24 protein-coding genes and 1 tRNA gene are annotated in these 23,096 nt (G+C 70.5%); 7 read left to right on the top strand and 18 right to left on the bottom strand.

What is annotated here, in order from left to right; genetic code table 11:
- Positions 1-18: 18 nt before the first annotated feature.
- Both HNR00_RS19035 and HNR00_RS19030 read right to left on the bottom strand, forming a co-directional pair.
- The gene (locus HNR00_RS19035) at positions 19-1,065 is read right to left on the bottom strand and encodes a MaoC family dehydratase (RefSeq protein WP_183571947.1); all 1,047 of its coding nucleotides are present in this window, start codon (positions 1,063-1,065) and stop codon (positions 19-21) included.
- Between the two features lie 124 nt (positions 1,066-1,189).
- Complete coding sequence (locus HNR00_RS19030; RefSeq protein WP_183571945.1) at positions 1,190-1,480, bottom strand: YggT family protein; 291 nt, start codon at positions 1,478-1,480, stop codon at positions 1,190-1,192.
- Between the two features lie 121 nt (positions 1,481-1,601).
- Here HNR00_RS19030 and HNR00_RS19025 point away from each other — a divergent pair.
- Positions 1,602-1,677 (top strand) — tRNA-Ala (locus HNR00_RS19025).
- Positions 1,678-1,874: 197 nt separating this feature from the next.
- Positions 1,875-2,078: a hypothetical protein gene (locus HNR00_RS19020; protein ID WP_183571944.1), complete on the top strand. Its 204-nt coding sequence runs from the start codon at positions 1,875-1,877 to the stop codon at positions 2,076-2,078.
- Between the two features lie 480 nt (positions 2,079-2,558).
- On the opposite strand, the gene HNR00_RS19015 is transcribed toward HNR00_RS19020, so the two are convergent.
- From HNR00_RS19015 to HNR00_RS18995, 5 genes are all read right to left on the bottom strand, one after another.
- Positions 2,559-2,750 (bottom strand): hypothetical protein, encoded by a 192-nt coding sequence (locus tag HNR00_RS19015; RefSeq protein ID WP_183571943.1) that lies wholly within the window; start codon positions 2,748-2,750, stop codon positions 2,559-2,561.
- A gap of 97 nt (positions 2,751-2,847) precedes the next feature.
- Entirely contained in the window at positions 2,848-3,282 is a 435-nt protein-coding gene (locus tag HNR00_RS19010) for a tellurite resistance TerB family protein (RefSeq protein WP_183571942.1), read from the bottom strand.
- 127 nt (positions 3,283-3,409) lie between these two features.
- The gene (locus HNR00_RS19005; protein ID WP_183571941.1) at positions 3,410-4,180 is read right to left on the bottom strand and encodes an ABC transporter ATP-binding protein; all 771 of its coding nucleotides are present in this window, start codon (positions 4,178-4,180) and stop codon (positions 3,410-3,412) included.
- Entirely contained in the window at positions 4,177-4,929 is a 753-nt protein-coding gene (locus tag HNR00_RS19000; protein WP_183571940.1) for an ABC transporter permease, read from the bottom strand. Before HNR00_RS19000 ends, HNR00_RS19005 begins: the two co-directional genes overlap by 4 nt.
- A 10-nt stretch (positions 4,930-4,939) precedes the next feature.
- Positions 4,940-5,947 carry an ABC transporter substrate-binding protein gene (locus tag HNR00_RS18995; RefSeq protein WP_183571939.1) on the bottom strand — a complete coding sequence of 336 codons (1,008 nt, stop codon included), beginning with the start codon at positions 5,945-5,947 and terminating at the stop codon, positions 4,940-4,942.
- Between the two features lie 172 nt (positions 5,948-6,119).
- Here HNR00_RS18995 and HNR00_RS18990 point away from each other — a divergent pair, with 172 nt between their 5' ends.
- Positions 6,120-6,539 (top strand): DUF3597 domain-containing protein, encoded by a 420-nt coding sequence (locus tag HNR00_RS18990; RefSeq protein WP_183571938.1) that lies wholly within the window; start codon positions 6,120-6,122, stop codon positions 6,537-6,539.
- Between the two features lie 179 nt (positions 6,540-6,718).
- On the opposite strand, the gene HNR00_RS18985 is transcribed toward HNR00_RS18990, so the two are convergent.
- On the bottom strand, positions 6,719-7,627 hold the full coding sequence (locus tag HNR00_RS18985; protein WP_183571937.1) for a LysR family transcriptional regulator: 909 nt from the start codon (positions 7,625-7,627) through the stop codon (positions 6,719-6,721).
- A 125-nt stretch (positions 7,628-7,752) separates the two neighbouring features.
- On the opposite strand from HNR00_RS18985, the gene HNR00_RS18980 reads away from it, so the two are divergent.
- Both HNR00_RS18980 and HNR00_RS18975 read left to right on the top strand, forming a co-directional pair.
- Entirely contained in the window at positions 7,753-8,364 is a 612-nt protein-coding gene (locus HNR00_RS18980; RefSeq protein WP_183571936.1) for a glutathione S-transferase family protein, read from the top strand.
- Positions 8,365-8,375: 11 nt separating this feature from the next.
- Positions 8,376-9,278 (top strand): pyridoxamine 5'-phosphate oxidase family protein, encoded by a 903-nt coding sequence (locus HNR00_RS18975; RefSeq protein ID WP_183571935.1) that lies wholly within the window; start codon positions 8,376-8,378, stop codon positions 9,276-9,278.
- 515 nt (positions 9,279-9,793) lie between these two features.
- Here the strand turns inward: HNR00_RS18975 and HNR00_RS18970 are convergent.
- The 10 genes from HNR00_RS18970 to HNR00_RS18925 all read right to left on the bottom strand — a co-directional run bounded on the left by HNR00_RS18970 (position 9,794) and on the right by HNR00_RS18925 (position 19,029).
- Positions 9,794-12,178: an EAL domain-containing protein gene (locus tag HNR00_RS18970; RefSeq protein WP_183571934.1), complete on the bottom strand. Its 2,385-nt coding sequence runs from the start codon at positions 12,176-12,178 to the stop codon at positions 9,794-9,796.
- Positions 12,179-12,306: 128 nt separating this feature from the next.
- Positions 12,307-12,729, bottom strand: coding sequence for a hypothetical protein (locus HNR00_RS18965; RefSeq protein WP_183571933.1), 423 nt, complete (start codon positions 12,727-12,729; stop codon positions 12,307-12,309).
- A 17-nt stretch (positions 12,730-12,746) separates the two neighbouring features.
- Entirely contained in the window at positions 12,747-13,538 is a 792-nt protein-coding gene (gene soxA, locus HNR00_RS18960; protein ID WP_183571932.1) for a sulfur oxidation c-type cytochrome SoxA, read from the bottom strand.
- A 7-nt stretch (positions 13,539-13,545) separates the two neighbouring features.
- A complete protein-coding gene (locus tag HNR00_RS18955; protein ID WP_183571931.1) occupies positions 13,546-13,866 on the bottom strand; it encodes a thiosulfate oxidation carrier complex protein SoxZ in 321 nt (106 codons plus the stop codon).
- Positions 13,867-13,871: 5 nt separating this feature from the next.
- Positions 13,872-14,360 (bottom strand): SoxY-related AACIE arm protein, encoded by a 489-nt coding sequence (locus tag HNR00_RS18950; RefSeq protein WP_246390805.1) that lies wholly within the window; start codon positions 14,358-14,360, stop codon positions 13,872-13,874.
- Complete coding sequence (gene soxX, locus HNR00_RS18945; protein WP_183571930.1) at positions 14,357-14,830, bottom strand: sulfur oxidation c-type cytochrome SoxX; 474 nt, start codon at positions 14,828-14,830, stop codon at positions 14,357-14,359. The genes HNR00_RS18950 and soxX overlap by 4 nt, the downstream gene beginning before the upstream one ends.
- Entirely contained in the window at positions 14,827-16,077 is a 1,251-nt protein-coding gene (locus tag HNR00_RS18940) for an NAD(P)/FAD-dependent oxidoreductase (RefSeq protein ID WP_183571929.1), read from the bottom strand. The genes soxX and HNR00_RS18940 overlap by 4 nt, the downstream gene beginning before the upstream one ends.
- Positions 16,077-16,370, bottom strand: coding sequence for a c-type cytochrome (locus HNR00_RS18935; RefSeq protein ID WP_183571928.1), 294 nt, complete (start codon positions 16,368-16,370; stop codon positions 16,077-16,079). The genes HNR00_RS18940 and HNR00_RS18935 overlap by 1 nt, the downstream gene beginning before the upstream one ends.
- Entirely contained in the window at positions 16,367-18,556 is a 2,190-nt protein-coding gene (locus tag HNR00_RS18930; RefSeq protein ID WP_183571927.1) for a xanthine dehydrogenase family protein molybdopterin-binding subunit, read from the bottom strand. The genes HNR00_RS18935 and HNR00_RS18930 overlap by 4 nt, the downstream gene beginning before the upstream one ends.
- A gap of 11 nt (positions 18,557-18,567) precedes the next feature.
- Positions 18,568-19,029 (bottom strand): (2Fe-2S)-binding protein, encoded by a 462-nt coding sequence (locus HNR00_RS18925; protein ID WP_183571926.1) that lies wholly within the window; start codon positions 19,027-19,029, stop codon positions 18,568-18,570.
- A 494-nt stretch (positions 19,030-19,523) separates the two neighbouring features.
- On the opposite strand from HNR00_RS18925, the gene HNR00_RS18920 reads away from it, so the two are divergent.
- Positions 19,524-20,633 carry an ATP-binding protein gene (locus HNR00_RS18920; RefSeq protein ID WP_183571925.1) on the top strand — a complete coding sequence of 370 codons (1,110 nt, stop codon included), beginning with the start codon at positions 19,524-19,526 and terminating at the stop codon, positions 20,631-20,633.
- Positions 20,634-20,784: 151 nt separating this feature from the next.
- Positions 20,785-23,094 (top strand): DUF5682 family protein, encoded by a 2,310-nt coding sequence (locus tag HNR00_RS18915; RefSeq protein WP_312886080.1) that lies wholly within the window; start codon positions 20,785-20,787, stop codon positions 23,092-23,094.
- Positions 23,095-23,096 lie beyond the last annotated feature (2 nt).

Here is a 23,096-nt window from a genome sequence, read left to right as displayed (position 1 = left end):
GCGCCGTGCGATCCAAGCTCAGCGCGGAATGAACGCCCAATAGTCGAGATCGAGGATCACCGACGGGTCGTAGCCGTCGCCCTGCCGTCCTGGATGGTTGCCGCAGGGCTGGTTCTTGGCCGCGATGGTGCGCAGGCGCAGCGCGCCGATGTCGGAGCGGCCGGGGAGTTCGGCGGTCTCCAGCACCTCGGACCACGCATAGACCGTGTCGCCGGCAAACAGCGGCGCGACGTGGCGTCCGGCATTGATGCCGCCGATGGCGAACGCGTTGGCGAGCCCGTTGAAGCTGAGCGCACGGGCGAGCGAGATGACGTGGCCGCCGTAGATCAGCCGCTTGCCGAACTTGGTCTCCTTCGTCGCGACCGCGTCGAAATGGACCTTGGCGGTGTTCTGGAACAGCCGCGTGGCGATCTGGTGCTCGGCCTCCTCGACGGTCATGCCGTCGACGTGATCGATCTTTTCACCCACCGCGTAATCCGCGAACAGGTGCGGGCTACCGGCGAGGGCCGTGTCGTAGGCCGAGGAATCGAGCGGGGGCAGGGCCTTGGCGAGGTCGGCCGGATCGACGACCTTGGCCAGCACCGGCACGTGCTCCTCCGTGATCGTGGCCTCCGGGTCGCGCTTGCGCACGAGGACCCAGCGGCAATAGCTCAGCACGGTCCGGCCAGAGGAATCGGAGCCGGTGGAGCGGACGTAGACCACGCCGGTCTGGCGGTTGGAGCTTTCCTTGAGGCCGATCACCTCGGAGACGGTGGAGAGCGTCTCGCCCGGATAGACCGGCCGGTGGAACCCGCCCTCGGCGTAGCCGAGATTGGCCAGCGCGTTGAGCGAGACGTCTGGCACGGTCTTGCCGAACACGACGTGGAAGGTAAGCAGGTCGTCGAGCGGGCTCGCCGGATAGCCGAGCGCCTTGGCGAAGGCATCCGAGGATTGCACGGCGAAGCGCGGGCCGTAGAGGGCGGTGTAGAGCGCGACGTCCCCGGTGGTGACGGTGCGGGGGGTAGCGTGGCGGATGGTCTCGCCGAGGCGGAAATCCTCGAAGAAGCGGCCCGGATTGGTCTTCATTCTCGTGTCCTCGCCCCCCAGGGTCGTCCGTCTCGCCGGTCGTTTCCCGCCGCCTTAGCAACCGGGCCGGGCCGTGCGCAATGCCACGCTTGAGCCGACCCGACCGGCCGGGATCAACAGCCCGTCAGAACGCCACTTGGACGTAGATGTCGGTGACGAGCTTCTGCACGAACAGCAGCAGCAGGATCAGGATGATCGGCGAGATGTCGACGCCGCCGAGATTCGGCAGGAGGTTGCGGATCGGCCGCAACACCGGCTCGGTGACGCGGTAGAGGAACTCGCCGATCTGCGAGACGATCGGGTTGCGCACGTTCACGACGTTGAACGCCACGAGCCAACTCAGCACCGCGCTCGCGATGAGGATGTAGATGTAGAGCTGGATGACGGTGTTGAAGAGCCAGAGCAGGGCGTTCATGCGAGCTTTACCGGTCCTCGTCGCCCGCGCGGCGCCCGGCGCGGGATGCGCGGGGCTCGCGGGAAATTTCCGGAATTGACAGGCCGAAGCGGACAAGCCTACAAGGCCCCCGCTTCGGAACGGGGCTGTAGCTCAGATGGGAGAGCGCCGCAATCGCACTGCGGAGGTCAGGGGTTCGATTCCCCTCAGCTCCACCAAGTTTCTTGCCGCAACGGATCACCGTTTGCGGGCATAGACTTGGTGGTCGTTAGGACGAGTTTGCATACCCTATTTCCTTCCTGCCTTGCGTACCGCAGGTTTGTGGATTTTTCACATCAACGCAGGGATCCCCGAAACATCCGACCTGCGCAGCGATGCTGTGATGGAACAGATATAGAACGGATCTCCTTCTTGAGTGCTGGCCCAGGTCGATGTTCCGGCCTTGAGGGGAGATTTCGCGCAGAGCGCGTTGGCGATCAAGGAAGCCAAAGAGGCCTCTGACGCAGAGAAAAAGCTGGACAAGATGCTCGAAGCACGTTCGGCTATAGAGGTGCATCTCCGGAACCGTCAGCGAGATCGTGACAGCGTCCGCTCTTCGATGAGTGCGAGCATTATCTGAAGCATATTATTGACTGTCGCCGCCGCGCCGTCGAACGGAAACCCAGGACGTCATTCTGAGATCATGGATACAAAAGGTCTTCGACCTTTTGCGGGTGCAGTGCGGAGCCGTGCGAACAGCCAAGATTTTGCCCCGGCGGCCTACCAAAGGGCTTGGCCCTTTGAAAATCCTCCGTTCAAGATGATGATTGCAAATTCATTGAGAAAATCTCAACAAAGACTTCCTAACACCCTCTCGCATGAATCCGTAGTTTTACTTCGAGTGCATCACCTCTGATTTAAGCTCGTCAACTTGAAAAAATCGAGCGATATCCAACCGAGGCCGATACGCGGTGACCTCAGCCTCTGCTTCAAAGTTTCAAGCTGGGACACCGCACCATGCGCAAGGGCATTTCGTTAGGGCCGTCACGCAATGACGGTGCGGGTTTCTTCGGAAACGTCATCGCGCGCATAGGCGTGGCGATCAACGGTGCGGCCGCCCTCAATCGTAATCGAAATCCAGTGACCGCTCGAACGCCCCCGCGCTCATGCGCTTCCCGCTCGGGTCGGCGACCGCGATATCGCGAAAACCGCGGCGGGCGAGTTCCCAGGTCTTTTCCAGGGCCTGCTCGTCGGTGCCGCAGGCGAACGTCATCTCGCGTCCCGCCGGGTCCGTCCCCGTCACCTTGTACATCGTTCAAAAAACTCCCGAGCGGCCATGACCATACGCCCTCCGCGGCCGGCGCGCGAGGGCGAGGCGGGCAGCGTCGTGGCGCTTCGGCCGAGGACGCTCAGCCGAGCAGGGCCGCCTTGTCGACGGCGAGCGCGGCGGCCAACTCGTCGAGCACCTTGTGCTCGGCCGGCGTGATGCCGCCCTTGTCGGCGGCGTCCGCCGCGATCAGGAAGATGTACTGGCGGTGCTCCACCGGCCGCTCCGCGACGGCCGCGACATGCTGCAGGTTTTCGAGCCGCCCGGCGCGCAACTCGGCGCGGGCCAGCGCCTCGAACAAGGCCTTTTCCAGCGTCAGCGTGTCGTAGGACTTTTCGAGGATGGGGTTGGCCCGCATGCTGACGAGGGCGGCCTCGATCTCCTCGTCGTCGGTGTCGCCGTCGGCGACGATGACGTTGGCCGCCGCCGAGACCGCCGCCTGCATGAACTCGGCGTCCCCTGCGTAGGATTGCACGGCGCGGTTCAGGCGAAGGAGGGCGTCCTGAAAAAATCCCATCCCGATACTCCCGGCGACGCCCCGCAGGGCCGCACGATGGTTTCCGGCGCGGGAGCCTACCGTCAAGGTCTCCCGTGCTGGCAACGAACCCGGTGGAGGACGCCCGCGTTCCGCGCCCCGTCTCCCGTCACAGGTCGGAGGAGCGCCGCGACAGTTCTGCGCGCAGGTGGCGGGCCGCCTCGACCAGTTCGGTGTCCCGGCGCAGGCGCGGGCGGGGCAGGGTGATCGACACGTCCGCGGCGATCCGGCCGGGGCTGCCGGCCAGCACCACCACCCGGTCGGCGAGGTAGACCGCCTCGTCGATGTCGTGGGTGACGAACAGCACGGTCTTGCCGGTCTGCGCCTTGATGCGCTGGATCTCGTCCTGAAGCCCCTCGCGGGTGAAGCTGTCGAGCGCCGAGAACGGCTCGTCCATCAGCAACACCTCGGGATCGACCGCGAGCGCGCGGGCGATGGCGACGCGCTGGCGCTGGCCGCCAGAGAGCTGGTGCGGCCAGCGCTGGCCAAGGTCGGCCAGCCCGACGAGTTTCAGCATCGCGGCGGCGCGTTCCCGGCGCTCGGCCTTGGGCAGGCCGTGGCGCTCCAGGCCGAAGGCGACGTTGTCGATCACCCGCCGCCACGGCAGCAGCCGGGCATCCTGGAACACCAGGGCCATCGGCGTGCGCGTCTCGGGCGCCGTGTCGAGGGTCACCGTGCCGGTGGTGGGCTTGGCCAGATCGATCAGCACCCGCAGCAGCGTCGACTTGCCGACGCCCGACTCGCCGACGATGACGAGGAATTGGCCCCGCGGCACCGCGAGATCGAGGGCGGCGAGGATTTCGGTGCTCCGCCCGTCCCGCTCGTAGGCGAGCGACAGGCCGCGGATGTCGATGACCGGCCCGCTCGTCGGATCGCTCATGCGCGCCACCGCAGCAGCCAGCCCTGGAGGGCGACGAAGCCGGTGTCGAACAGGCCGTAGAGGGCGGCCATGGTCAGCATGTAGACCACGACGATGTCGGTGGAGAGGAGCGAGGAGGCTTGCATCATCCGCGCGCCGATGCCGGGCACGCCGAAGATCTCGGCCGCGACCACCGCCATCCAGGCCTGACCGAGGGCCGTGCGCACGCCCACCAGAATGCCGGGCGTCGCCGCCGGCAGCAGGATCTTCGTCAATCGCGCGAACGGCCCGCGGAAGCCGAAGGCCTGGGCCACCTCGATCAGGTCGCGATCGACGCCGCGCACCGCGCCTTGCGTGGCGAAGAACACGATCCAGAACACACCGACCGCGATGATGAACACGGCCGCCGAGGGCTGCACGCCGAACCAGATGATGGCGAACGGCACCCAGGCGAGGCCGGGGATGGGGCGCAGGAGCCGCACGATCCAGGCGGTCAGGCTCTCGAACCAGCGGAACATACCGGACGCCAGCCCGAGCGCGATGCCCGCCCCCGCGCCCAGCCCAAGCCCGACGACGTAGTGGCTCAGGCTCTCGGCGACCGCGCGCGGCCACGCGCCGCCCGCGATCTCGCGCCCGAAGGCGGCCGGGATCGAGGAGGGTGGCGGCAGGAAGGCCGGGTTGACGAGATCGAGCCGGGGAGCCGCCTCCCACACACCGAGGAAGGCGGCGAGCCCGGCGGCCGCGAGTGCGGCCGAGCGGAGCGCGGTCATGGTTGTGGGATCAGGGCTTCTTCACCGCGTCGAAGGGTTTCGCGTCGAACAGGCCGTCGGTCGGGGCCTCCTTGTCGAGGGTGCCGATGGAGACCTGATAGGCCTGCATCTTCTTCGTCGCCTCGATGATGGTGCGCGGATCGGTGACGAACTTCGCCGCCGGCGAGGAGAGCGCCTTCTGGATCGTCGCCACGTCGGTGATCCCCTTGCCCAGCGCCGCCTCGACCGGCACGGCGGCCTTGGCCGGATCGGACTTGAGCAGGGCGGTCGCCTTGACGAGCGCGGCGACGAGGCCCTCGACCGCCTTCGGGTTGGCGTCGGCGAATTTTCCGTAGACGGCGACGACCGTGCCCGGCTGGTCGGGGAACATCTCGCCTCCGGTGGCAATCAGCGCGACCTTCGGGTTGCGGCCTTGCACGATGGTGAGCGCCGGCTCGCGGATCGAGGCGCCGTCGACGGCGCCGGCCAGCAGCGCCTGCTGGGTCGCGTCGATGCCCATGGCGACGATCTCGACATCGGCCTTGTCGGCCTTGGCGACCTGCCAGAGCCAATGCTGCAACGTCGTGTTCGGCACCGAGCCCGGCGGCTGCGTGGCCAGCCGCGCGGGGCGGCCCTCCTTGGCCTTGAACTGCTTGAAGGCTTCCGCCTTGCTCGGGGCGCTCGCGAAGAACGGGGCGAGCTTGGGGGCTGCCACGAACACCATCTCCTCGACGGCGGTGGCGGCCACGACCCGCACGTCGATGTTCTTGGTGCGCGCGACCGCGAGCGGGGCGATGCCGGCGACGTAGACGTCGATGGTGCCCGACGCCAGCGCCTGGATCATGTTCGGGCCCGACTCGAAGGTGGTGAAGGCCGGCGCCAGCCCCGCCTCCTTCAGCCAACCCTCGCCGTTGGCGACGAAGACGGGCGCCGCGCCGATCACCGGGATCACGCCGATGCGCACCGGCACGGGCTGGGCGGCGGCGGGGAGGGCGGTGAGGCCCGCCAGAAGGGCGAGGGCCTTGATCAGGATGCGCATCGGGGACGGGTTCCGGCAGGGCTGATCCCGCCCCATGGCACAGCGGGCGCGATCTTCCAATCGCCGGGGCGCATGCCGTCGCGGACGGCATGACGGAACGGGCACTCCTCACGCGATGTTAATGGAACCGTAGCGGCACACCGGCCGCACGAGACGACAGGACCCGACCGCCATGAGCCTCCTCGGCAGCATCGTCAGCAAGATTCTCAACCCGTTCGGCTCTTCGGAGGCCAAGGCCGCCCCCGCCGACAAGCCCGCCTCGACCGAGGCGCAGCCCTCGTCCGGCGGCGACGCTCCGGCCTCCACCGCGACCGGCGGCGGCACCTCGGGCGGACCCGTCGATGTCGAGGCGGTGCTCAACGACATGGCCGCCAAGAACGGGCAGAAGCTCAACTGGCGCACCTCCATCGTCGACCTGATGAAGCTGCTCGATCTCGATTCGAGCCTGCACGCCCGCCAGCAGCTCGCCGACGAACTGCACTACTCCGGCGACAAGAACGACTCCGCCTCGATGAACGTCTGGCTGCACAAGCAGGTCATCAAGAAGCTCGAGGAGAACGGCGGCAAGGTCCCGGCCGACCTGAAGGATTGATTCTTTTGCACCATAGTCATTGCGAGGCGGAGCCGAGGCAATCCAGGGTTCCGCATGATGCGGAGCGGTCGTGCCGTTGGATCGATCCGCATTCACTCGCGATGACGGTGTGAGGCGACATCCGCCGCGACCGACTGGTCCATGGATGCCCTCTCCCGCCAGCGGGGGAGGGCACTTCTTTATCCCGACTGCGGGTTCACCCGCGGATCACCTCTCAGACGCTCCACCGCCAACTCCACGAAGGCCCGCACCTTGGCCGGGGCCCGGCGGCCTTCCGGGCTCACCACGTGGACCGGCATCGGTGGGCCTTCATGGGCTTCGAGCAGGCGCACGAGCCGCCCCTCGGCCAAAGCCGGCGCCACCTGATAGGACAGGAGCCGCACGATGCCCCGCCCATCGAGGGCGGCAGCAAGTGCGCCGTCGATCGTGTTGCAGACGAGCCGGGGCCGCACTGGCACCGCCAGCCGCCGCTCCGCGCCGAAGCGCCACTCGGCCACCGCCGCTTGGTCGCTCCGGCCGATGATCGCGTGAGCCGTCAGATCGCCCGGCGCCTGCGGCCGGGCATGGCGCTCCAGGTAGGCCGGCGCGGCGCAGACGACCGCGCGCACGCTGCCGACCCGGATCGCGGAGAGCCCGGAATCCGGCAACGGCCCGATCCGCAGCGCCACGTCCGCCCCTTCCTCGACGAGGTCGATCACCCGGTCCAGGAACAGGGCGCGGGCCGCGACCGCCGGATGACGGTCGAGATATTCTGAGATCACCGGCAGCACGTACAGGCGGCCGAACTGCACCGGTGCGGTCACCGTCAGCGTGCCGGTCGGGATCGCCATGGCGCCTGCGGCCACGGCCTCCGCCTCCTCGATCTCCGCGAGGATGCGGCGGCAATCCTCCAGATAACGGGCACCGGCCTCGGTCAGCGCCACCCGGCGGGTGGTGCGGGTGAGAAGCCGCGCGCCGATCCGCGCTTCGAGCGCGGCCACCGCACGGGTCACCGCGGGCGGGCTCATGTTCAGCGCCCGCGCGGCGCCGGCAAAGCCCCCGCTCTCGGCCACCCGCACAAACACCCGCATCCCCTGCCAGCGGTCCATCGCGGCGCCTCCGATCATTCCGTTTCGCGCAACAGTCGCTTGCGGACAATGCCGGTTCTCCGGGAGGAGCGAAACGGTTTGGATGTCCGGGCCGGACGAGCGCCGGCATCCGAGGAGAGACCCCGATGAAGCTCTACGATGTGCCCCTGTCCGGCCATGCCCACCGGGCCCGCCTGTTCCTGTCGCTGCTGGGCGTCGACTACGAGACCGTGCCGGTCGATCTGCGGAGCGGGGAGCACAAGGCGCCGGCCTTCCTCGCGCTCAATCCATTCGGGCAGGTGCCCGTGCTGGACGACGACGGGACCATCGTCCCGGATTCCAGCGCCATCCTGGTCTATCTCGCAAAGAAACTCGGGCGCACCGATTGGCTGCCCGAGGACCCGGAAGGCGCCGCCCGCGTGCAGCGCTGGCTCGCGGTCGCCGCCGGTCCCATCGCCTTCGGCCCGGCGGCGGCGCGCCTCGTCACCGTGTTCGGCGCCGCGTTCCGGCCGGAAGAGGTGATCCCGCGGGCCCACGCGATCCTGACCCTGGTCGAGGCCGAACTCGGCCTGCGCGACTGGCTCGCCGCCGGGCATCCGACCATCGCCGACGTGGCGCTCTACAGCTACGTCGTCGCCGCGCCCGAGGGGAACGTCGATCTCGCGCCCTATCCGGCGATCCGCGCGTGGCTCGCCCGGGTCGAGGCGCTGCCGGGTTTTCTGCCCTTCCCGAAGACCGCCGCCGGCCTCAACGCCTGAAGGAGATTCCGATGGAGACGCTTCCCTGGCACCGGGGCGAGATCGCGCTCCAGCAAGCCGTCGGCTCCGCCGCGCGCATGGCGGAGATCGGCCCGCGGGTGATCCGCGATCGGCTGATCGAGCAGCACGCGCTGTTCTATCCGCTCTTGCCCTTCGTGGTGCTCGGCGCCGTCGACCGCACCGGCGCCCCCTGGGCGACCCTGCGGGCCGGCCCGCCCGGTTTCTTGCACGTGCCCGATCCGCTTCACCTCGCGATCGCGACGCAGCCTGAACCCGACGATCCGGCCGAGGCGGGGCTGCACGACGGGGCTCCGGTCGGGCTGCTCGGCATCGAACTCGAAACGCGCCGCCGCAACCGCCTCAACGGCACGGTGGAGCGGCGCGGGGAGGGCGGTCTCAGGATCGCGGTCGAGCAGAGTTTCGGCAATTGCCCACGCTACATCTCACCCCGCCCGGCGGCGTTTTCCGATGCGGCCCGGAGCGCTCCGGCGCCCACCGTGTCGGACCGCCTCGACGCGGGCGCGCGGGCGCTGCTGGCGGCGACCGATACGCTGTTCGTGGCGAGCTATGCCGAGGCGTCGGGCCACCGACAGGTCGACGTCTCGCATCGCGGCGGACCGGCGGGCTTCGTACGGATCGCCGACGACAGCACCTTCACGGTGCCGGACTATGCGGGCAACCGCTTCTTCAACACGCTCGGCAACCTGCTGGCGAACCCGCGGGCCGGGATCGCCGTGCCGGATTTTTCGACGGGCGACCTGCTGCAGGTCACCGGCCGGACGGAACTGGTGCTGGATTCGCCCGAGATCGCGACCTTCGAGGGCGCCGAGCGGCTGTGGCGGCTGATCCCGGAGCGGGTGGTGTTCCGTCCCCGGGCGCTGCCGCTGCGGTTCGGCGAGACAGACTCCGATTGATCGATACGGGTGCCGCCGCAAGTCCCCCCTCGCCGCTTGCGGCTACCGACCACACAGCGGTCGCGTCCGCCTGAGCGGTCGGGACGTAGGCGACGCCTTCCCAGCCGCGGGCCGTGATGGGGGCATGATCTCGGGGCCGGGCGGCTTGCCGTAGCCGTTCCAATCGCCGAAGCGGGCCACGATCCGGCTCGGCCCCGCCAAGCCGTCGGTGCGGTGGGGATGCTCGCGTGCCCTCGCCCGCTCCCGGCTGCGCCCCAGCGCCGCCGCCGCCGCGCGCATGCCGGCCTCCGGTACGGCGCTCACCGGCCGCCGACCGCCGTCGCGGGTGTCCACCCGTTGCAGGATCCCCACCGCCGCCAAGACCGCAACGGTGGACCGCTGAAGATCCGACGGGTCGGTCAGCGATCGCCGCGATCCCGGTGGACCTCACGATCCGTATCCCTCCGGATCGGCTTCTCCTCACGAAGCCGACGCGCCACTCCAGCCCGGCCGGGCAGGCTCCGAGGAGCGATGGGTCAGGCGACTTTGGCCGATGACGTCTCTGCCGTCATGCGATGGGTATACTCCCTGAAATCCTCGATCGGCCCCGGCTTACCCATCAGGTATCCCTGTGCCGCCTGACAATTCTCGTCGGCCAGGAAGCGCAGCTCGGCCGCCGTCTCGACACCTTCGGCCAGCACCGGCAGGCCGAGGCCGCGACCGAGGCCGAGCACGGAGCGAACGATGGCCTTGGCCTGCTCGTTGGCATCGACCGCTCGGACGAACGAACCGTCGATCTTGATCTTGTCGAACGGATAGGTGCGCAGGTTCGACAGAGACGAGTAGCCGGTGCCGAAATCGTCCATCGCGAGCCGCACCCCAAGGGCCTTCAGTTGCCGCAGGGTGGCTTGGGCCCGCGACGGATCGCGGATCAGGGCGGTTTCGGTGATCTCGATCTCGAGGCGCGCCGGCCGCAGTCCGGCCTGGAACAGCGCCTCGTGCACCGTCTGCACGAAATGGGGCGCATGCAGCTGCACCGCGGAGACGTTGACGGCGACGGAGAGCGGCACGCTCCAGCGCGCCGCCTCGCGGCAGGCTTCGCGCAGGACCCACTCGCCGATCTGCACGATCGCGCCGCTCTCCTCGGCGATCGGGATGAACAGGGCCGGCGAGACCGGCCCGCGCTCCGGATGCCGCCAGCGCAGCAGCACTTCGAACCCGGTGACGTCTCCGGTCCGCACCTCGGTCTGCGGCTGGAAGGCGAGATGCATCTCGCCGCGCGCCACCGCGAGGCGCATATCGTGTTCGAGCCGTCGCCGGTCCCGGACCTGTGCCCCCATCCTGGCTTCGAAGAACCGATAGGTGCCGCGGCCCTCGGCCTTGGCCCGGTACAGGGCCGTGTCGGCGTAGCTCAGAAGCAGGGCACGGTCCTGCGCATCGTCCGGATAGAGCGCGATGCCGACGCTGGTCGCGATCACGGGCCCGGAGGCATCGCCGCTGTCCTGACGCAGGGCTTCGTGGATCTGCTCGGCCAAGCGTCCTGCCGCCGCGGCATGGTCGCAGGGCATCAGGATCGCGAACTCGTCGCCGCCGAGGCGGGCCATCAGCTCGCTGGTGCCGAGAAGAGCGGTCACCGAGCGGGCAACCGTCATCAGCAGGGTGTCGCCGGCCGCATGGCCGAACACATCGTTGATCTCCTTGAACCGGTCGAGGTCGAGGCAGAGGACGGCCAGCCTGCCTCCGGTTGCCTCGGCGCGCTTGATCTCCTGATCGAGACGCGTCGCAAAGCTCGTGCGGTTCGCCAGGCCGGTCAGGGCGTCGTGGTGGGCGAGGAAGTGGATCTGTCCCTCCGCCCGGCGCCGGGCGCGCAGATCGCGCACCGCGACAGCGTAATGGGGCTGGTTGCCGTAGGTCACCGGACGCGTGATCAGTTCGACCGGGATCGCGCCGTCCGGAAGCCCGTTCAGCTCCGCCTCCAGAGGCTGATCGGAGGGACCGGTCAACGCCAACGAGGCTGCGGCCTCGGGCAGGACGCGCGACAGCGGCACGCCGGCGAGATCGGTGACGTTCCGGCCGACCAGCCGGCCGAAGCTCTCGTTGGCGCTGACGATCATGTCGCCGCGGCAGACGACCAGCCCCTCGACGGCGGCGTTGGCGAGGCTGATCAGCCGCTCCCCTTCCAGTCCGGCACGCCGGCGGTCGCGGACATCCAGAGCCAGCACGGCGTAGGCCAGGAGCAGGAGGGTCAGGCTGGCCATCGCCACCGCGACGGCGAGCCAGCGTGCCGGAAGGGCACTTTCCGAGATCGCGAGGGTGGGATCGGGAACGATCGTCACCGCACCCATGGCAGTGAAGTGATGGCTGCAGATCGCGGCCACCAGCAGCAGGCTGCCGAGCAGGCGTCCGCGGCCTCCCGGGACGGCGTGCGCGGCGACCAGCGCCGCGCCGCCCCCCACGATGCCGAGCCCGATCGATGCGGCGACCAGGACCGGATCCCACCGGATGTGTCCGGCGACCTCGTAGGCGGCCATGCCGGTATAATGCATCGCCGCGATCCCGCCGCCGAGCACGGCCCCGCCGAGCGCTCGCGAGAGCGGCAAGGCGCGGACCTGCGCGACGGTGAGACCCGCGCCGGTGACCAGGATCGCGTAGATGAGCGACAGCACCGTCAGGTGCAGATCGTACCCGGTCGGCAGGCTCGGCTCGAAGGCCAGCATGGCAACGAAGTGGGTCGCCCAGATGCCGGACCCGCCAGCGACCGCCGCCACGCACAGCCAGACCGCCTGCCATCGACCGGCACTCCTGTCGGCATGCTGCAGCAGGGCCACGCAGGTCGCCGCGGCCAAGCTGCAGATGAGTGCCGCCAAGCCGACCAGCCACAAGTCATGGGCCTGGACAAAGCAACCGACGACCTTGAGCATACCAACCTGGCCGCGAACGTAGCAGAGCGGACCTAGCTTTAACGGTAAATCCGTTTCAAAATTCTTAAATAATAAATATTGCCGGAGGGTGCGACGAACAAAGCAATAATTTTCTCACTAATCCAATTTCATGATATTAGGAAATTTTCGTCAAAGAAAAGCCGCTTGCGGCGATATAGTGCAATAATAAAACGTATTTCAATCAAACAGGCAATCGAGCGCATGGCGTTTCTCGATTGAAAATCGGCGTACTCATTTTTGCTGACGACAATCGAACAAAGTCGTCGCCACTCCATCGACAGCAACAATGATCTCGCAAGCTCAACCGGCAGTGCTTCTTTGTTTATTGCACGATCTTCGATCATTGAGATTCTGTTTTTATATTGCCAGTTTCGCTGTTCATGCATTTCCGCACAAAAAATATGCAAATCAAAGCGTAAATTATTCAAATCGTAAGGCGATTTTATAATAAGGGTTTGCGATTTTGACAGCTGGGCGCGCCGGGCGATTGTGTCTGCAGCGACGGTGGATCGGGCACGGCGACGACCCACCGCCCTACCGAGCGTGGTCAGGGACGCACGGCCGGCGTCTCCAGCGGCAGCGGCGCGGCCCGGGTCGCGAGGTAGAGTTCGAGGGCGATGGATTCCGGCGCCCCGTAGCCGAAGGGCTCGGCCCGCATGCCGGTGAGGCAGTTGCGCAGGCGGCGCTGCAGCGAACCCATTCCTTGCCATTCGAGGCGGTAGAGCGGGTAGCCGGTCGGGTGCCCCTGCGGGATCAGGGCCGAACCCAGGCGGCGGCCCCAATTCGCGTCGTGGCAGGTCGCGCAGGACAGGCCGAGCTGGCCCTGGCGCGCCTCGAACAGCGCACGGCCCTCGGCCCGCGCGGGGGCGAGCCGGAGATCGTCGGGCGGCGCGATCGGCATTCCGCGGGATTGCCCGGCGACGAAGGCCGTCAGCGCCAGCAGATCGGGGCTCTCGTAGGCGACCGGCTCCGCCCCCTGGTGCTCGCGCCGGCAGGCATTGATCCGGCCCTGGAGGTCGATCGGTCGGGCCGTGCGGGCATCCCAGGCCGGGTAGCGCGCCGCCACGCCGCGCATGCTGCCCGAAGCCTCGCCGTGACAGCCAACGCAGGATGGCCGGCCGGACACCGGCGGCGTCGTCCAGAGTTCGGCCCCGTCCGCGACCGCGAGCATGCCGGGATTGGCGCCCTCGTCCCGCTGCATCGCTTGAATCTCGGGACCCATCTGGTCGAAGCCCGAGCGACGGTCGGCGGGCGCGATCGGTTCCGCCCCGGCCGGGGCGGCGGTGAGAAGCAGCGCCGCAAGCGCGGCCGGCAGCGGGGAGCCGGGGCGGGGCGGCATGGCCGGCTCAGGCCACGGTGATCGCAGCGGCCTCGGTCTGCTCGAAACCCTCGTCGCCGCGCCACGTGAAGGTGAAGCGGCCGCTGCCCGTCGCGACCCAGGTGAAGGTGAGGTAGGGGTTGGCCGCCGAGGCCGGATAGAGTTCGGCACGAAAGATCTCCTCGCCCTCGAAGCGGCAGACGAACTCCGTGACGATGTTGCGCGGCAGGATGCGTCCGTCGGCGCCGGGGCGGAAGCCCGTCTCCATCGGGTGCGAGATCAGCGTCTTGATCGCGATCACGTCGCCGGGCTTGGCGGTCTTGGGCAGGTTGATCAGGGTTCGGGCCATCCGGATCAACCCTCCAGGCAGGCGGCGAGCGTGACGATCGCGTCCGCGCTCGCGGACCAGTAGGTGCCATCGCTCATCTCGGCGATGGCGGTGATGCGCTGGGTGTCGGCGAGGCGGATGCGCGTCGCGATCTGCGCCCGGCCGGCACCGGGGCGCAGATGGAGCGTGACGACGTTCGGCTGCGGATTCTTCTCGTTGAACACGCCGATGCGGCGCACGTGGTCCTCCGGCGTCATCGGGCTCTCGACGGAGACCGAGAGCGGCACAGTGTTGCCGTTGTCCACCAGCGGCGGAAGGTCGAGGCTGACGCGCCCCGGCCGGATCGGGTTGTCGCCCGAAAAGCGCCGGATGGCGGATTCGGTGGTCTCGGTGCGCGGCTGCGCCGCCGTGGCCGGCCGCAGCGCGACCGCGAGCACCGTCCCGGCCGCCCCGGCGATGACCCGGCGCCGGTCGATCCGTCCCACACCCATCGTCCTCACGGCCAGCGTTCTCATGGCGTCCTCTCGGGCTCGCGCAGGGTCGCCAGGAAGGCGACGACGTCCTCGATCTCGGGAGCACTCAGGATCGAGCGGCCCTGCCACGCCCGACCCACGCGGACGAGCCCCGACAGGCTGTAATAGGATGGCATGATGGTGTCCGGGTTCAACGCCCGCCCGTCCACGAGCCGCAGGCGCAGTTGCGCCGGGCTCAGGCGGGCGCCGATCCCGGCGAGGTCCGGGGCGAGGTTGCCCTGGAAGCGCTCCTCCGGGAGGGGCGCGGCATGGCAGAGCAGGCAGAGGCCACGCGAGCGGTCCGCGACGATGGCCCGGCCACGGGCCGGATCGCCGGGCGTGCCGGTCAGGGGTTCCGGGATCGCGTCGCCGACGATCGTGTAGGGCACCAGCCCCTCTTCGGCCCGCGCCGCCGTCAGGCAGAGCGCCAGCACGGCCGGAACGAGGCGGGCGGCCCGGCGAGCCCGCCTCATCCGAACACGTCCCGGGTGATCGTCCGGTACCAGCTCTCGCCGTAGGCCGCCTCCTGCGCCCGCACCGCGTCCGACGCGTCGAGGGGACTGACGCCGCCGGCACCCGGCACGTCGGCCAGCAGCCCGTCGGTCGGGCGGAACACGCCCGCGATCGAGATGCCTTGGCCCGGCGCCACGAGGCTCCAGCAGGTGTTGATGAGACGCGGGCTCTCGGGCTCGCGCCCGGCCAACAGGTCGATCACCGCCTGCGCGCAGACCTTGGCCTGCGCGTTGGCCGAGAAGGCGGATTTCGGCATGGCCCCGGCGATGGCCGCGTCGCCGATCACGTGGATGCCCGGCACGAGGCGCGACTCGAAGGTGACGGGATCGATCGGGCACCAGCCGCTGCGGTCGGCACAACCCGCGATCCCGGCGATGCGGCCTGCCCGCTGGGGTGGGATGATGCAGGCGACATCGGCCTTGTATTCGGCGAAGTCGGTGCGCACGATCATTCCCGCCGGATCGACCTCGCTAACCCCTCCGCCGGCCGCGAGCGGCACGAATTCGAGCACGTCCGGGTAGAGCTTTGCCCAGGCTGCCTCGAACAGCTTCTGCTTGGAGAAGGTGTCCTTGGCATCGAGCAGGATCAGCTTGGCACGCGGCTTCCGGACTTTCAGGAAATGGGCGATCAGGCTCGCGCGCTCGTAGGGGCCGGGCGGGCAGCGATAGGGGTTCGGGGGCGCCGAGAGCACCACCGTGCCGCCGTCCGGCATGGTGGCGAGCTGGCGGGCCAGCCGCACGGTCTGCTCACCGGCCTTCCAGGCATGCGGCATGGCCTCGGCGGCCTCCGCGCCGTAGCCCGGCACCGCGTCGAAGCGCAGGTCGATGCCCGGCGAGAGGATCAGGCGGTCGTAAGCGAGTTCCGTCCCGTCGCCGAGGCGCACCCAGCTTGCCGCCGGATCGACCGCCTCGGCGCTCGCGCGCACGAGCCGGAGCGCGCGGCCGAGCGCGTCGTAGCGAAACGTCTGCACCTCGATCCCGCGCAGGCCCACGACCACCGCGTTGCTGCCGGTGCAGGCGACGTAGCGCTCGGATGCCTCGACGAGGGTCACGTCGATGCCGCCCGCGGCGAGGCAGCGCGCCGCCGTGGCGCCGCCGAACCCGGCCCCGACGACCACGACGCGCGGGGGCGTGCCGCCCAGCGCCGGGCGGGCCAGGGCGGCGGCCGCGGCGCCGCCGAGGATGGCGCGGCGGGTCGGCGCGGGCATTACCGCGCCTCCTGCGCGGCGAACCACGCGGCGATGGCCCGGCTCTCGGCCTCGTCGAAGCCCTTGGCGACGCGGTTCATCAGCGTGGCCGGGCGCTCGCCCGAGCGGAAGGCCGCGAGCGCCGCCACGATCTCGGCCTCGGGCCGCCCCTTGAGCGCGCCCATCGCGGCGCCTTGCGCGTGACAGCCGGTGCAGGAGGAGGCGCCGGGCGGCGCCCGCATCTCGGCCGCCCGCGCGCCCGACGCCGAGGCGAGCGCGGCGAGCGCCAGGGCGACCGCCCGCGCCGCCCTCATGCCCGGCGCAGGTCCGTGTCCTTCAGCGGCAGATGGCGCACGCGCTTGCCGGTGGCGGCGAAGACCGCGTTGAGCACGGCGGGCGCCGCCACCGCGATGGTCGGCTCGCCGACGCCGCCCCAGAAGCCGCCGGACGGCATCAGGATGGTCTCGACGGCCGGCATCGCGTCCATCCGCATGACCGGATAGGTGTCGAAGTTGGTCTGCTCGATGCGCCCGTCCTTCACGGTGCAGGCGCCGTAGAGCGCCGCCGACAGCCCGTAGACGAAGGAGCCCTCGACCTGAGCCTCGATCTGCTGCGGGTTGACCGCGTGGCCGGGGTCCGTCGCCGCCACGATTCGGTGGATCTTCAGTTCGCCCGCCTCCGACACCGAGACCTCCGCGGCGCCCGCCACGTAGCTGCCGAAGCCCATCGTCTGGCACAGGCCGCGATACACCCCCTCCGGTGGTTTGCTGTCCCAGCCGATCTTCTGCGCCACCGCCTCCAGCACGGCGCGGTGCTTGGGGTGCTTGCCCATCAGCTTCAGCCGGAACGCCAGCGGATCCTGGCCGGCCGCGTGGGCCAGCTCGTCCATGAAGCATTCGAGGTAGATGGCGTTGGGGTTCAGGTTCACGCCCCGCCAGAAGCCCGGCAGGATGTGCGGGTTGCGCATGGCGTGATCGACGAGGATGTTCGGGATCGTGTAGCCGATCGCGGCTTCCGGCCCGCCGGGGTTGAGCCCCTGGAAGGTGACGGGATCGCGGCCCTCGACCATGCGCTGGGGCGCGACCGAGGCCAGGATCGACTGGCCGGAGATGCGCATGTGCAGCCCGGTCAGGTTGCCGTCCGCGTCGAGCGCGGCGCGCATCCGGCACTGCGTGACCGGGTGGTACCGGCCGTGGATCATGTCCTCCTCGCGGGTCCAGATCAGCTTGACCGGCGTGCCCGGCATCTCCTTGGCGATCTGCACCGCCTGCCGCAGCCAGTCGTGCGTGGCGCCGCGGCGCCCGAAGCCGCCGCCGAGATGGATCTTGTGGACCTCGCAGGACGTGGCCGACAGGCCGGCGGCCTCGGCGGTGGCGGCGAGCGCGGCCTCGCCGTTCTGCGTCGGCGCCCAGACCTCGCAGCGCTCCGGCGTCCAGAGCGCGGTGGCGTTCATCGGCTCCATCGTGGCGTGGTTCTGGAACGGCACGCCGTAGACGGCCTCCACCACCTTGGCCGCCCCTTTGAGCGCGCCCGCCACGTCGCCGGCCCGGTTGCCGACGAAGGCCTGCTCCGCGTCGAGCCCCTCGCTGAGCGTCGCCGCGATGGTCTCGCTGGAGACTTTCCCGTTCGGGCCCTCGTCCCAGATCACCGGCAGCGCGTCGAGGGCGGTCTTGGCGCGCCAGAACGTGTCGGCCACCACCACGACCGCCGAGTCGCCGAGCTGCAGCACGCGCTTGACGCCGGGCATGCCGGACACGGCGGCCGCATCGAAGGACTTCACGCTGCCGCCGGTCACCGGGCAGTCGCGGATCGCGGCGTTGAGCATGCCGGGCAGGGTCAGGTCGATGCCGTAGATCTGGGAGCCGTCGAGCTTGGGCAGGGTGTCGAGGCGCTTGAGCGGCTTGCCGGCGAGCGTCCAGTCCTTGGGGTCCTTGAGCACCACCTCCTTCGGCGGCTCGATCCTGGCGGCCTCCGCGGCGACCGCGCCGTAGGTGGTGCTGCGCCCGGAGGGACCGTGCGTGATCGTGCCGCGCTCGACCCGGCACTCGCCGGCCGGCACGCCCCAGCCCTTGGCGGCGGCGGCGACCAGCATGGTGCGGGCGGCTGCCCCTCCCTTGCGCACGTATTCGTGCGATTCGCGGATGCCGCGGCTGCCGCCGGTCGAGTAATCGCCCCAGACGCGCTTGCGGGCGAGGTTCCGGCCCGGGCTCGGATACTCGGTGGTGACGCGGGCCCAGTCGCAGTCGAGTTCCTCGGCGACCAGCTGGGCGAGGCCGGTGAGCGTGCCCTGGCCCATCTCCGAGCGGGCGATGCGGATCACCACGGTCTCGTCCGGCTTTACCACGACCCAGGCGTTCACCTCCGGGCTGTCGGGCCCCGCATCGAGGGTCGCGGCCCGGGCCGGCACGAGGCCGGGGATGTGGAAGCCGAGCGTGAAGAGGCCGGCACCGGCCAGAAGCGTGCGGCGGGAGGGGCGGGACGTCTGACGAACGCTGCGCATCGGTCTTCCCCTCAGCCGGACTGGCCGCGCTCGGCGGCGAGCTTGATGCCCGCGAGCACGCGGTTGTAGGTGCCGCAGCGGCAGATGTTGGTGATCTCCTGGCGGATCTGCGCCTCGCTCGGGCGCGGGTTCTGCGCCAGCAAGGCCGCCGAGGCCATGATCATGCCCGGCTGGCAGAAGCCGCATTGCGGCACGTCGAGTTCGGCCCAGGCCTTCTGGACCGGATGGTCGGCGCCGGGCGCCAGCCCCTCGATCGTGACGATCTTCTGCCCCGGCTCGACCGAGGAGAGCGGAACCGAGCAGGCCCGCACCGCGGCGCCGTCGACATGCACGGTGCAGGCGCCGCACTGGGCGATCCCGCAGCCGTACTTGGTGCCGGTGAGGCCGATCTGCTCGCGGAGCACCCACAGGAGTGGCGTGTCCGGCTCGGCCTCGACCTCGCGCACGACGCCGTTGACGTTCAGACGCGCCATGGCATCCCTCTCCTTGGAACGGACCTAAGGTATTTTGTATCCGGGGAGGGCGCGGCACCACAAGGGGCGCCTGCCGGTATCGGGTCAGTTCGAATCGTCGCGTGCGCGAGCGGCGGTGAAGGAGCTTCACGGGATCGGTACGCACGAACCCAGATGCCGGCATTCGAGCGGAGGCGGTTCAACCGGAAACGGCCCCTCGAAGGCGCAATCGGCCTCCCCGACCCGCCTCTCGACTCGAACTCATGTCGTGCCATCGCGACATGAGCGACCACGCGTCCTGGGAGCGTCGGGGGTCTGCCACCGGTCATGCGACATTCTTTCGCTACGGCCCGCTCCGGTCCGGTTTCCCGTCCGTACCGGGACCGGACCTTGGGGCCGGAGCGCATGGCCGTTTGCCCGAGGCAGGCGATGTGAGGCGCGCCGCGTGATACGCCACGTGCGACCGGCCGGCACGGCGTCACCGGTCCGGAGTGCGACGACAGAGGAAAGCCAGGATGGCGAGAGCGGGACGGGCGAGGACGGAGGGCGAGGCGCGCCAGCGCCCCCCGGCGGAGGTCGTCCACGCCGAGGAACTGGCACGCCTGACGGCGGAAGATGCCGCGCCGCGTCCGCCCGGCTGGCGTCTCTCGCTCCAGGCCGTGCAGCGCTTCATCTGCGGCGACCGGGCCGAGGCCGCCAAGGTCGTCTGCGCGCCCGCGCTCGTCGAGCGCGCCATGGTCACGCTCGCCACCTCCCGCGCCCTCCTGCTGATCGGCGAGCCGGGCACGGCCAAGAGCCTGCTGTCGGAACTGCTGGCCGCCGCGATCAGCGGCTCCTCGACCATGACGATCCAGGGTGGCGCCTCGCTGACCGAGGACCAGATCCGCTACGGCTGGAACTACGCGCTGCTGGTCTCCGAAGGGCCGAGCGAGCGGGCGCTGGTGCCCGGCGCCCTCCACCGCGGGATGCGCGAGGGGCGCATCGTGCGCTTCGAGGAGATCACCCGCTGCCCGCTGGAGGTGCAGGACAGTCTGCTCTCCGTCCTGTCCGACCGGGTGCTCGCGGTGCCGGAGCTTACCGGCGAGGCCGGCATGGTCTACGCCCGCGAGGGCTTCAACCTGATCGCCACCGCCAACACCCGCGACCGGGGCGTCAACGAGATGTCGGCCGCGCTCAAGCGCCGCTTCGGCTTCGAAACCGTCTTCCCCATCGCCGACGCGGCGGCCGAGCGGGAGCTCGTCCGGCGGGAGGCGGGCCTCCTGCTCGCCCGCTCCGGCGTGCCGCACGCCCCCGACCCGGACGTGCTCGACCTCCTCGTCACCTGTTTCCGCGAGCTGCGCGAGGCGGTCGATGCCGAGGGCACGGGGCTCGAAAAACTCTCCTCGGTGATGAGCACGGCGGAGGCGGTCAGCGTGGCGCATGCCATCGGGGTCAAGGCGCATTTCCTGCGCGGCGATGCCGGGCGGCCCGAGGACATCGTGGCGTGTCTGGCCGGCAGCGCCGCCAAGGACGACGCGGAGGACCTGGCGCGGCTGCGCCGCTACCTCGACCAGCGCGTGGCGGGCCGCAAGGGCGAGGGCTGGCGCGAACTCTACGCGGCGCGCCACCTGCTGACCCCGCAATGAGGCCGGCTCCGCTGCCTCACCGCAAGAATCCGGGTTCGAAGGGCCAGCCCTTCGCGGGTCCAGGGCAGAGCCCTGGAAGGAACGTCGGGCTCTGCCCGACACCCGCCGAAGGGATGATCCCTTCGGGATCCCGTCATCGGAGGCGCGGGGCGTGAGCGTGCTCACGGTCGTGGGCGTGCGTCACCATTCGCCGGCCTGCGCCGGGCTCGTGCGCCGCACGATCGAGCGGCTGCGTCCCGCTTTCGTGCTGATCGAGGGGCCGGCGGACTTCAACCCGTTCCTCGCCGACCTCGCCCTCGACCACGCGCTGCCGGTGGCGATCTTCTCGTTCCGGGCGAACGAGCGGGGCAGTTCCGCCTCCTACGCGCCGTTCTGCGCCTTCTCGCCGGAATGGCAGGCCCTCGTCTCCGGGCGCGCGGCGGGCACCGAGATCCTGTTCTGCGACCTGCCGGCCTGGGACCCGGCCTTCGGCGAGCGGCGCAACCGCTACGCCGACCCGCACGGGGCCCGCGCCGAGGCCGCGGAGCGGGCCCTCGCCGCGGCGCTCGGCGCCGAGGATCAGGACGCCCTGTGGGACGCGCTCGCCGAGGCCGCGCCGGAGGCGGAATTGCCGGCCCGGCTCGCCCGCTACTTCGACCTCCTGCGCCCGCCCGGCACCGACGACCCGGCGGAGGAGGCGCGCGAGCGCTTCATGGCGGCCCACGCGGCTCACGCCCTGCGCGAGGCCCGCGGCCGGCCCGTCGTGCTGGTCTGCGGCGGCTGGCACGCGGAGGCGATCCGGCGCTACGCGGTGGAGGCCGACGGCACCCGGCCCGAGCCCGCGGCGCCGGAGGAGGGGCTGCGCACCGGCAGCTACGTGGTGCCCTATTCCTATTCCCGGCTCGACCGCTTCTCGGGCTATTCGGCGGGGATGCCGTCGCCCGGCTATTACGAGCGTGTCGCCGCCGAGGGCCTGAGCGCCGCCGCGGACTGGGCCTGCGACGCGATCGCTGCCGCCCTGCGGGGCGCCGGGCAGGTGGTCTCGACCGCCGACCGCATCGCCTGGGCGGTCCATGCCGAGGGGCTGGCGCGGCTGCGGGCGCATCCGGCGGTCCTTCGGGCCGACCTGATCGACGCCGCCCTGGCGAACCTCGTCAAGGACGCCCTCGACGTAGCCCCGGCCTGGACGGCGAGCGCCGCCGCGCCGGGTCATCCGGTGCTCATGGCGATGCTGCGGGCGCTCGCCGGGACCCGCGAGGGGCAACTCGCCCCCGGCACCCGCCGTCCGCCCCTCGTCGCCGACGTCGAGGAGCGCCTGCGCGCCGCCGGGCTGGAGCCGGGCGCAGGCCGCCGCCGCCTCGCCCTCGACTGGGCCGAGCCGGGCGACCGCCCCCGCGCCCATCTGCTCCACCAGCTCCTGGTTCTGGGAATGCCGGGCGTGAGCCGGGCCGAGGGGCCGGATCTCGCCGAGCCCGGCCTGCCGCGGGAGAGCTTCGAGATCGCGCCCCATCCCCACTGGCCCGGCGCGCTGATCGAGGCCTCGCAATGGGGCGGCACGCTCGCCATGGCGGCCACGGCCCGGCTCGCCGCCCGGATCGAGGCCGCGCCGGATTCACTGGCCGTGCTCGCGGGCGCCCTCTCGGACGCCCTCTTTTCCGGGCTCGCCATCGAAGGCGAACTGCTGGCGCGGCTGAGCCGGGGCATCGCCGGGGCCCACGACCCCGCGGGCCTGGGAGAGGCCGGGCGCCGGATCGTGCGGCTCCACCGCTTCGGCGCGGCCTTCGGCGACGCGGTCCGGCCGGCCCTCGCGCGGCTCTGCCTCGCCTTGGTCGAGCGCGCGCTCGGTCTCGTCGAGGCCATCGCCGATCCCCGTGCCGGCCTCGCCGCCCTCGACCTGATGATCGCCTGCCGCGACCTGTTCCGCGACGGTGCCGCCAATCTGGCCGACGATCCGGCCGACGACCTGCCGGGGCTCGCGCCCCTGCGCCCGCCCTTCGTCGCCATGCTCGGGCGCCGGCTCGTCGACCCGGAGGCCCCGCCCGCGCTCGCCGGCGCCGCGCTCGGCTTCCTCGTCGCCTGCGGCGAGGCGGGGGCGGGCGGGGACGAGGCGGCGCGCCGGCTGCGCCGCTTCGGTCTGCCCGACCGCCTCGGCGACTTCCTCGCCGGCCTGTTCGCGCTGGCGCGCGAGGAGGTCGCGGGCGACGTCACCGTCGCGGCCATCGAGGGGCTGGTGGCCGCCTGGGGCGACGACGATTTTCTGCGCGCGCTGCCGTCGCTGCGGATGGCCTTCGCGTGGTTCCCGCCGCGGGAGCGCGAGCGCATCGCCGTGGCGATCCTGCGCCGGAGCGGATTGGGCGAGGCCCGCGCCGAGGCCGAGGCCCTGGCCTGGATGCGCCAGCGCGCGGCCCCCCTCGATCAGGCCGACGCCCTCGCCCTGGAGGCGCGGGTCGCCGCCCGCCTCGCCCGCTACGGGTTGACCTGAGC

It is taken from the genome of Methylorubrum rhodinum (assembly GCF_014199935.1).
Taxonomy (GTDB): Bacteria; Pseudomonadota; Alphaproteobacteria; order Rhizobiales; family Beijerinckiaceae; genus Methylobacterium; species Methylobacterium rhodinum.
The sequence above is the reverse complement of the archived record's forward strand: the minus strand, read 5'-3'. Positions and strand labels throughout refer to the sequence as shown.

Bases quoted from the DNA above. Each gene is read 5' to 3' on its own strand.
- HNR00_RS19035 (WP_183571947.1), bottom strand. From the start codon at position 1,065: ATGAAGACCAATCCGGGCCGCTTCTTCGAGGATTTCCGCCTCGGCGAG.
- HNR00_RS19030 (WP_183571945.1), bottom strand. From the start codon at position 1,480: ATGAACGCCCTGCTCTGGCTCTTCAACACCGTCATCCAGCTCTACATC.
- HNR00_RS19015 (WP_183571943.1), bottom strand. From the start codon at position 2,750: ATGTACAAGGTGACGGGGACGGACCCGGCGGGACGCGAGATGACGTTC.
- HNR00_RS19010 (WP_183571942.1), bottom strand. From the start codon at position 3,282: ATGGGATTTTTTCAGGACGCCCTCCTTCGCCTGAACCGCGCCGTGCAA.
- HNR00_RS19005 (WP_183571941.1), bottom strand. From the start codon at position 4,180: ATGAGCGATCCGACGAGCGGGCCGGTCATCGACATCCGCGGCCTGTCG.
- HNR00_RS19000 (WP_183571940.1), bottom strand. From the start codon at position 4,929: ATGACCGCGCTCCGCTCGGCCGCACTCGCGGCCGCCGGGCTCGCCGCC.
- HNR00_RS18995 (WP_183571939.1), bottom strand. From the start codon at position 5,947: ATGCGCATCCTGATCAAGGCCCTCGCCCTTCTGGCGGGCCTCACCGCC.
- HNR00_RS18990 (WP_183571938.1), top strand. From the start codon at position 6,120: ATGAGCCTCCTCGGCAGCATCGTCAGCAAGATTCTCAACCCGTTCGGC.
- HNR00_RS18985 (WP_183571937.1), bottom strand. From the start codon at position 7,627: ATGGACCGCTGGCAGGGGATGCGGGTGTTTGTGCGGGTGGCCGAGAGC.
- HNR00_RS18980 (WP_183571936.1), top strand. From the start codon at position 7,753: ATGAAGCTCTACGATGTGCCCCTGTCCGGCCATGCCCACCGGGCCCGC.
- HNR00_RS18975 (WP_183571935.1), top strand. From the start codon at position 8,376: ATGGAGACGCTTCCCTGGCACCGGGGCGAGATCGCGCTCCAGCAAGCC.
- HNR00_RS18970 (WP_183571934.1), bottom strand. From the start codon at position 12,178: ATGCTCAAGGTCGTCGGTTGCTTTGTCCAGGCCCATGACTTGTGGCTG.
- soxA (WP_183571932.1), bottom strand. From the start codon at position 13,538: ATGCCGCCCCGCCCCGGCTCCCCGCTGCCGGCCGCGCTTGCGGCGCTG.
- HNR00_RS18955 (WP_183571931.1), bottom strand. From the start codon at position 13,866: ATGGCCCGAACCCTGATCAACCTGCCCAAGACCGCCAAGCCCGGCGAC.
- HNR00_RS18950 (WP_246390805.1), bottom strand. From the start codon at position 14,360: ATGAGAACGCTGGCCGTGAGGACGATGGGTGTGGGACGGATCGACCGG.
- soxX (WP_183571930.1), bottom strand. From the start codon at position 14,830: ATGAGGCGGGCTCGCCGGGCCGCCCGCCTCGTTCCGGCCGTGCTGGCG.
- HNR00_RS18940 (WP_183571929.1), bottom strand. From the start codon at position 16,077: ATGCCCGCGCCGACCCGCCGCGCCATCCTCGGCGGCGCCGCGGCCGCC.
- HNR00_RS18935 (WP_183571928.1), bottom strand. From the start codon at position 16,370: ATGAGGGCGGCGCGGGCGGTCGCCCTGGCGCTCGCCGCGCTCGCCTCG.
- HNR00_RS18930 (WP_183571927.1), bottom strand. From the start codon at position 18,556: ATGCGCAGCGTTCGTCAGACGTCCCGCCCCTCCCGCCGCACGCTTCTG.
- HNR00_RS18925 (WP_183571926.1), bottom strand. From the start codon at position 19,029: ATGGCGCGTCTGAACGTCAACGGCGTCGTGCGCGAGGTCGAGGCCGAG.
- HNR00_RS18920 (WP_183571925.1), top strand. From the start codon at position 19,524: ATGGCGAGAGCGGGACGGGCGAGGACGGAGGGCGAGGCGCGCCAGCGC.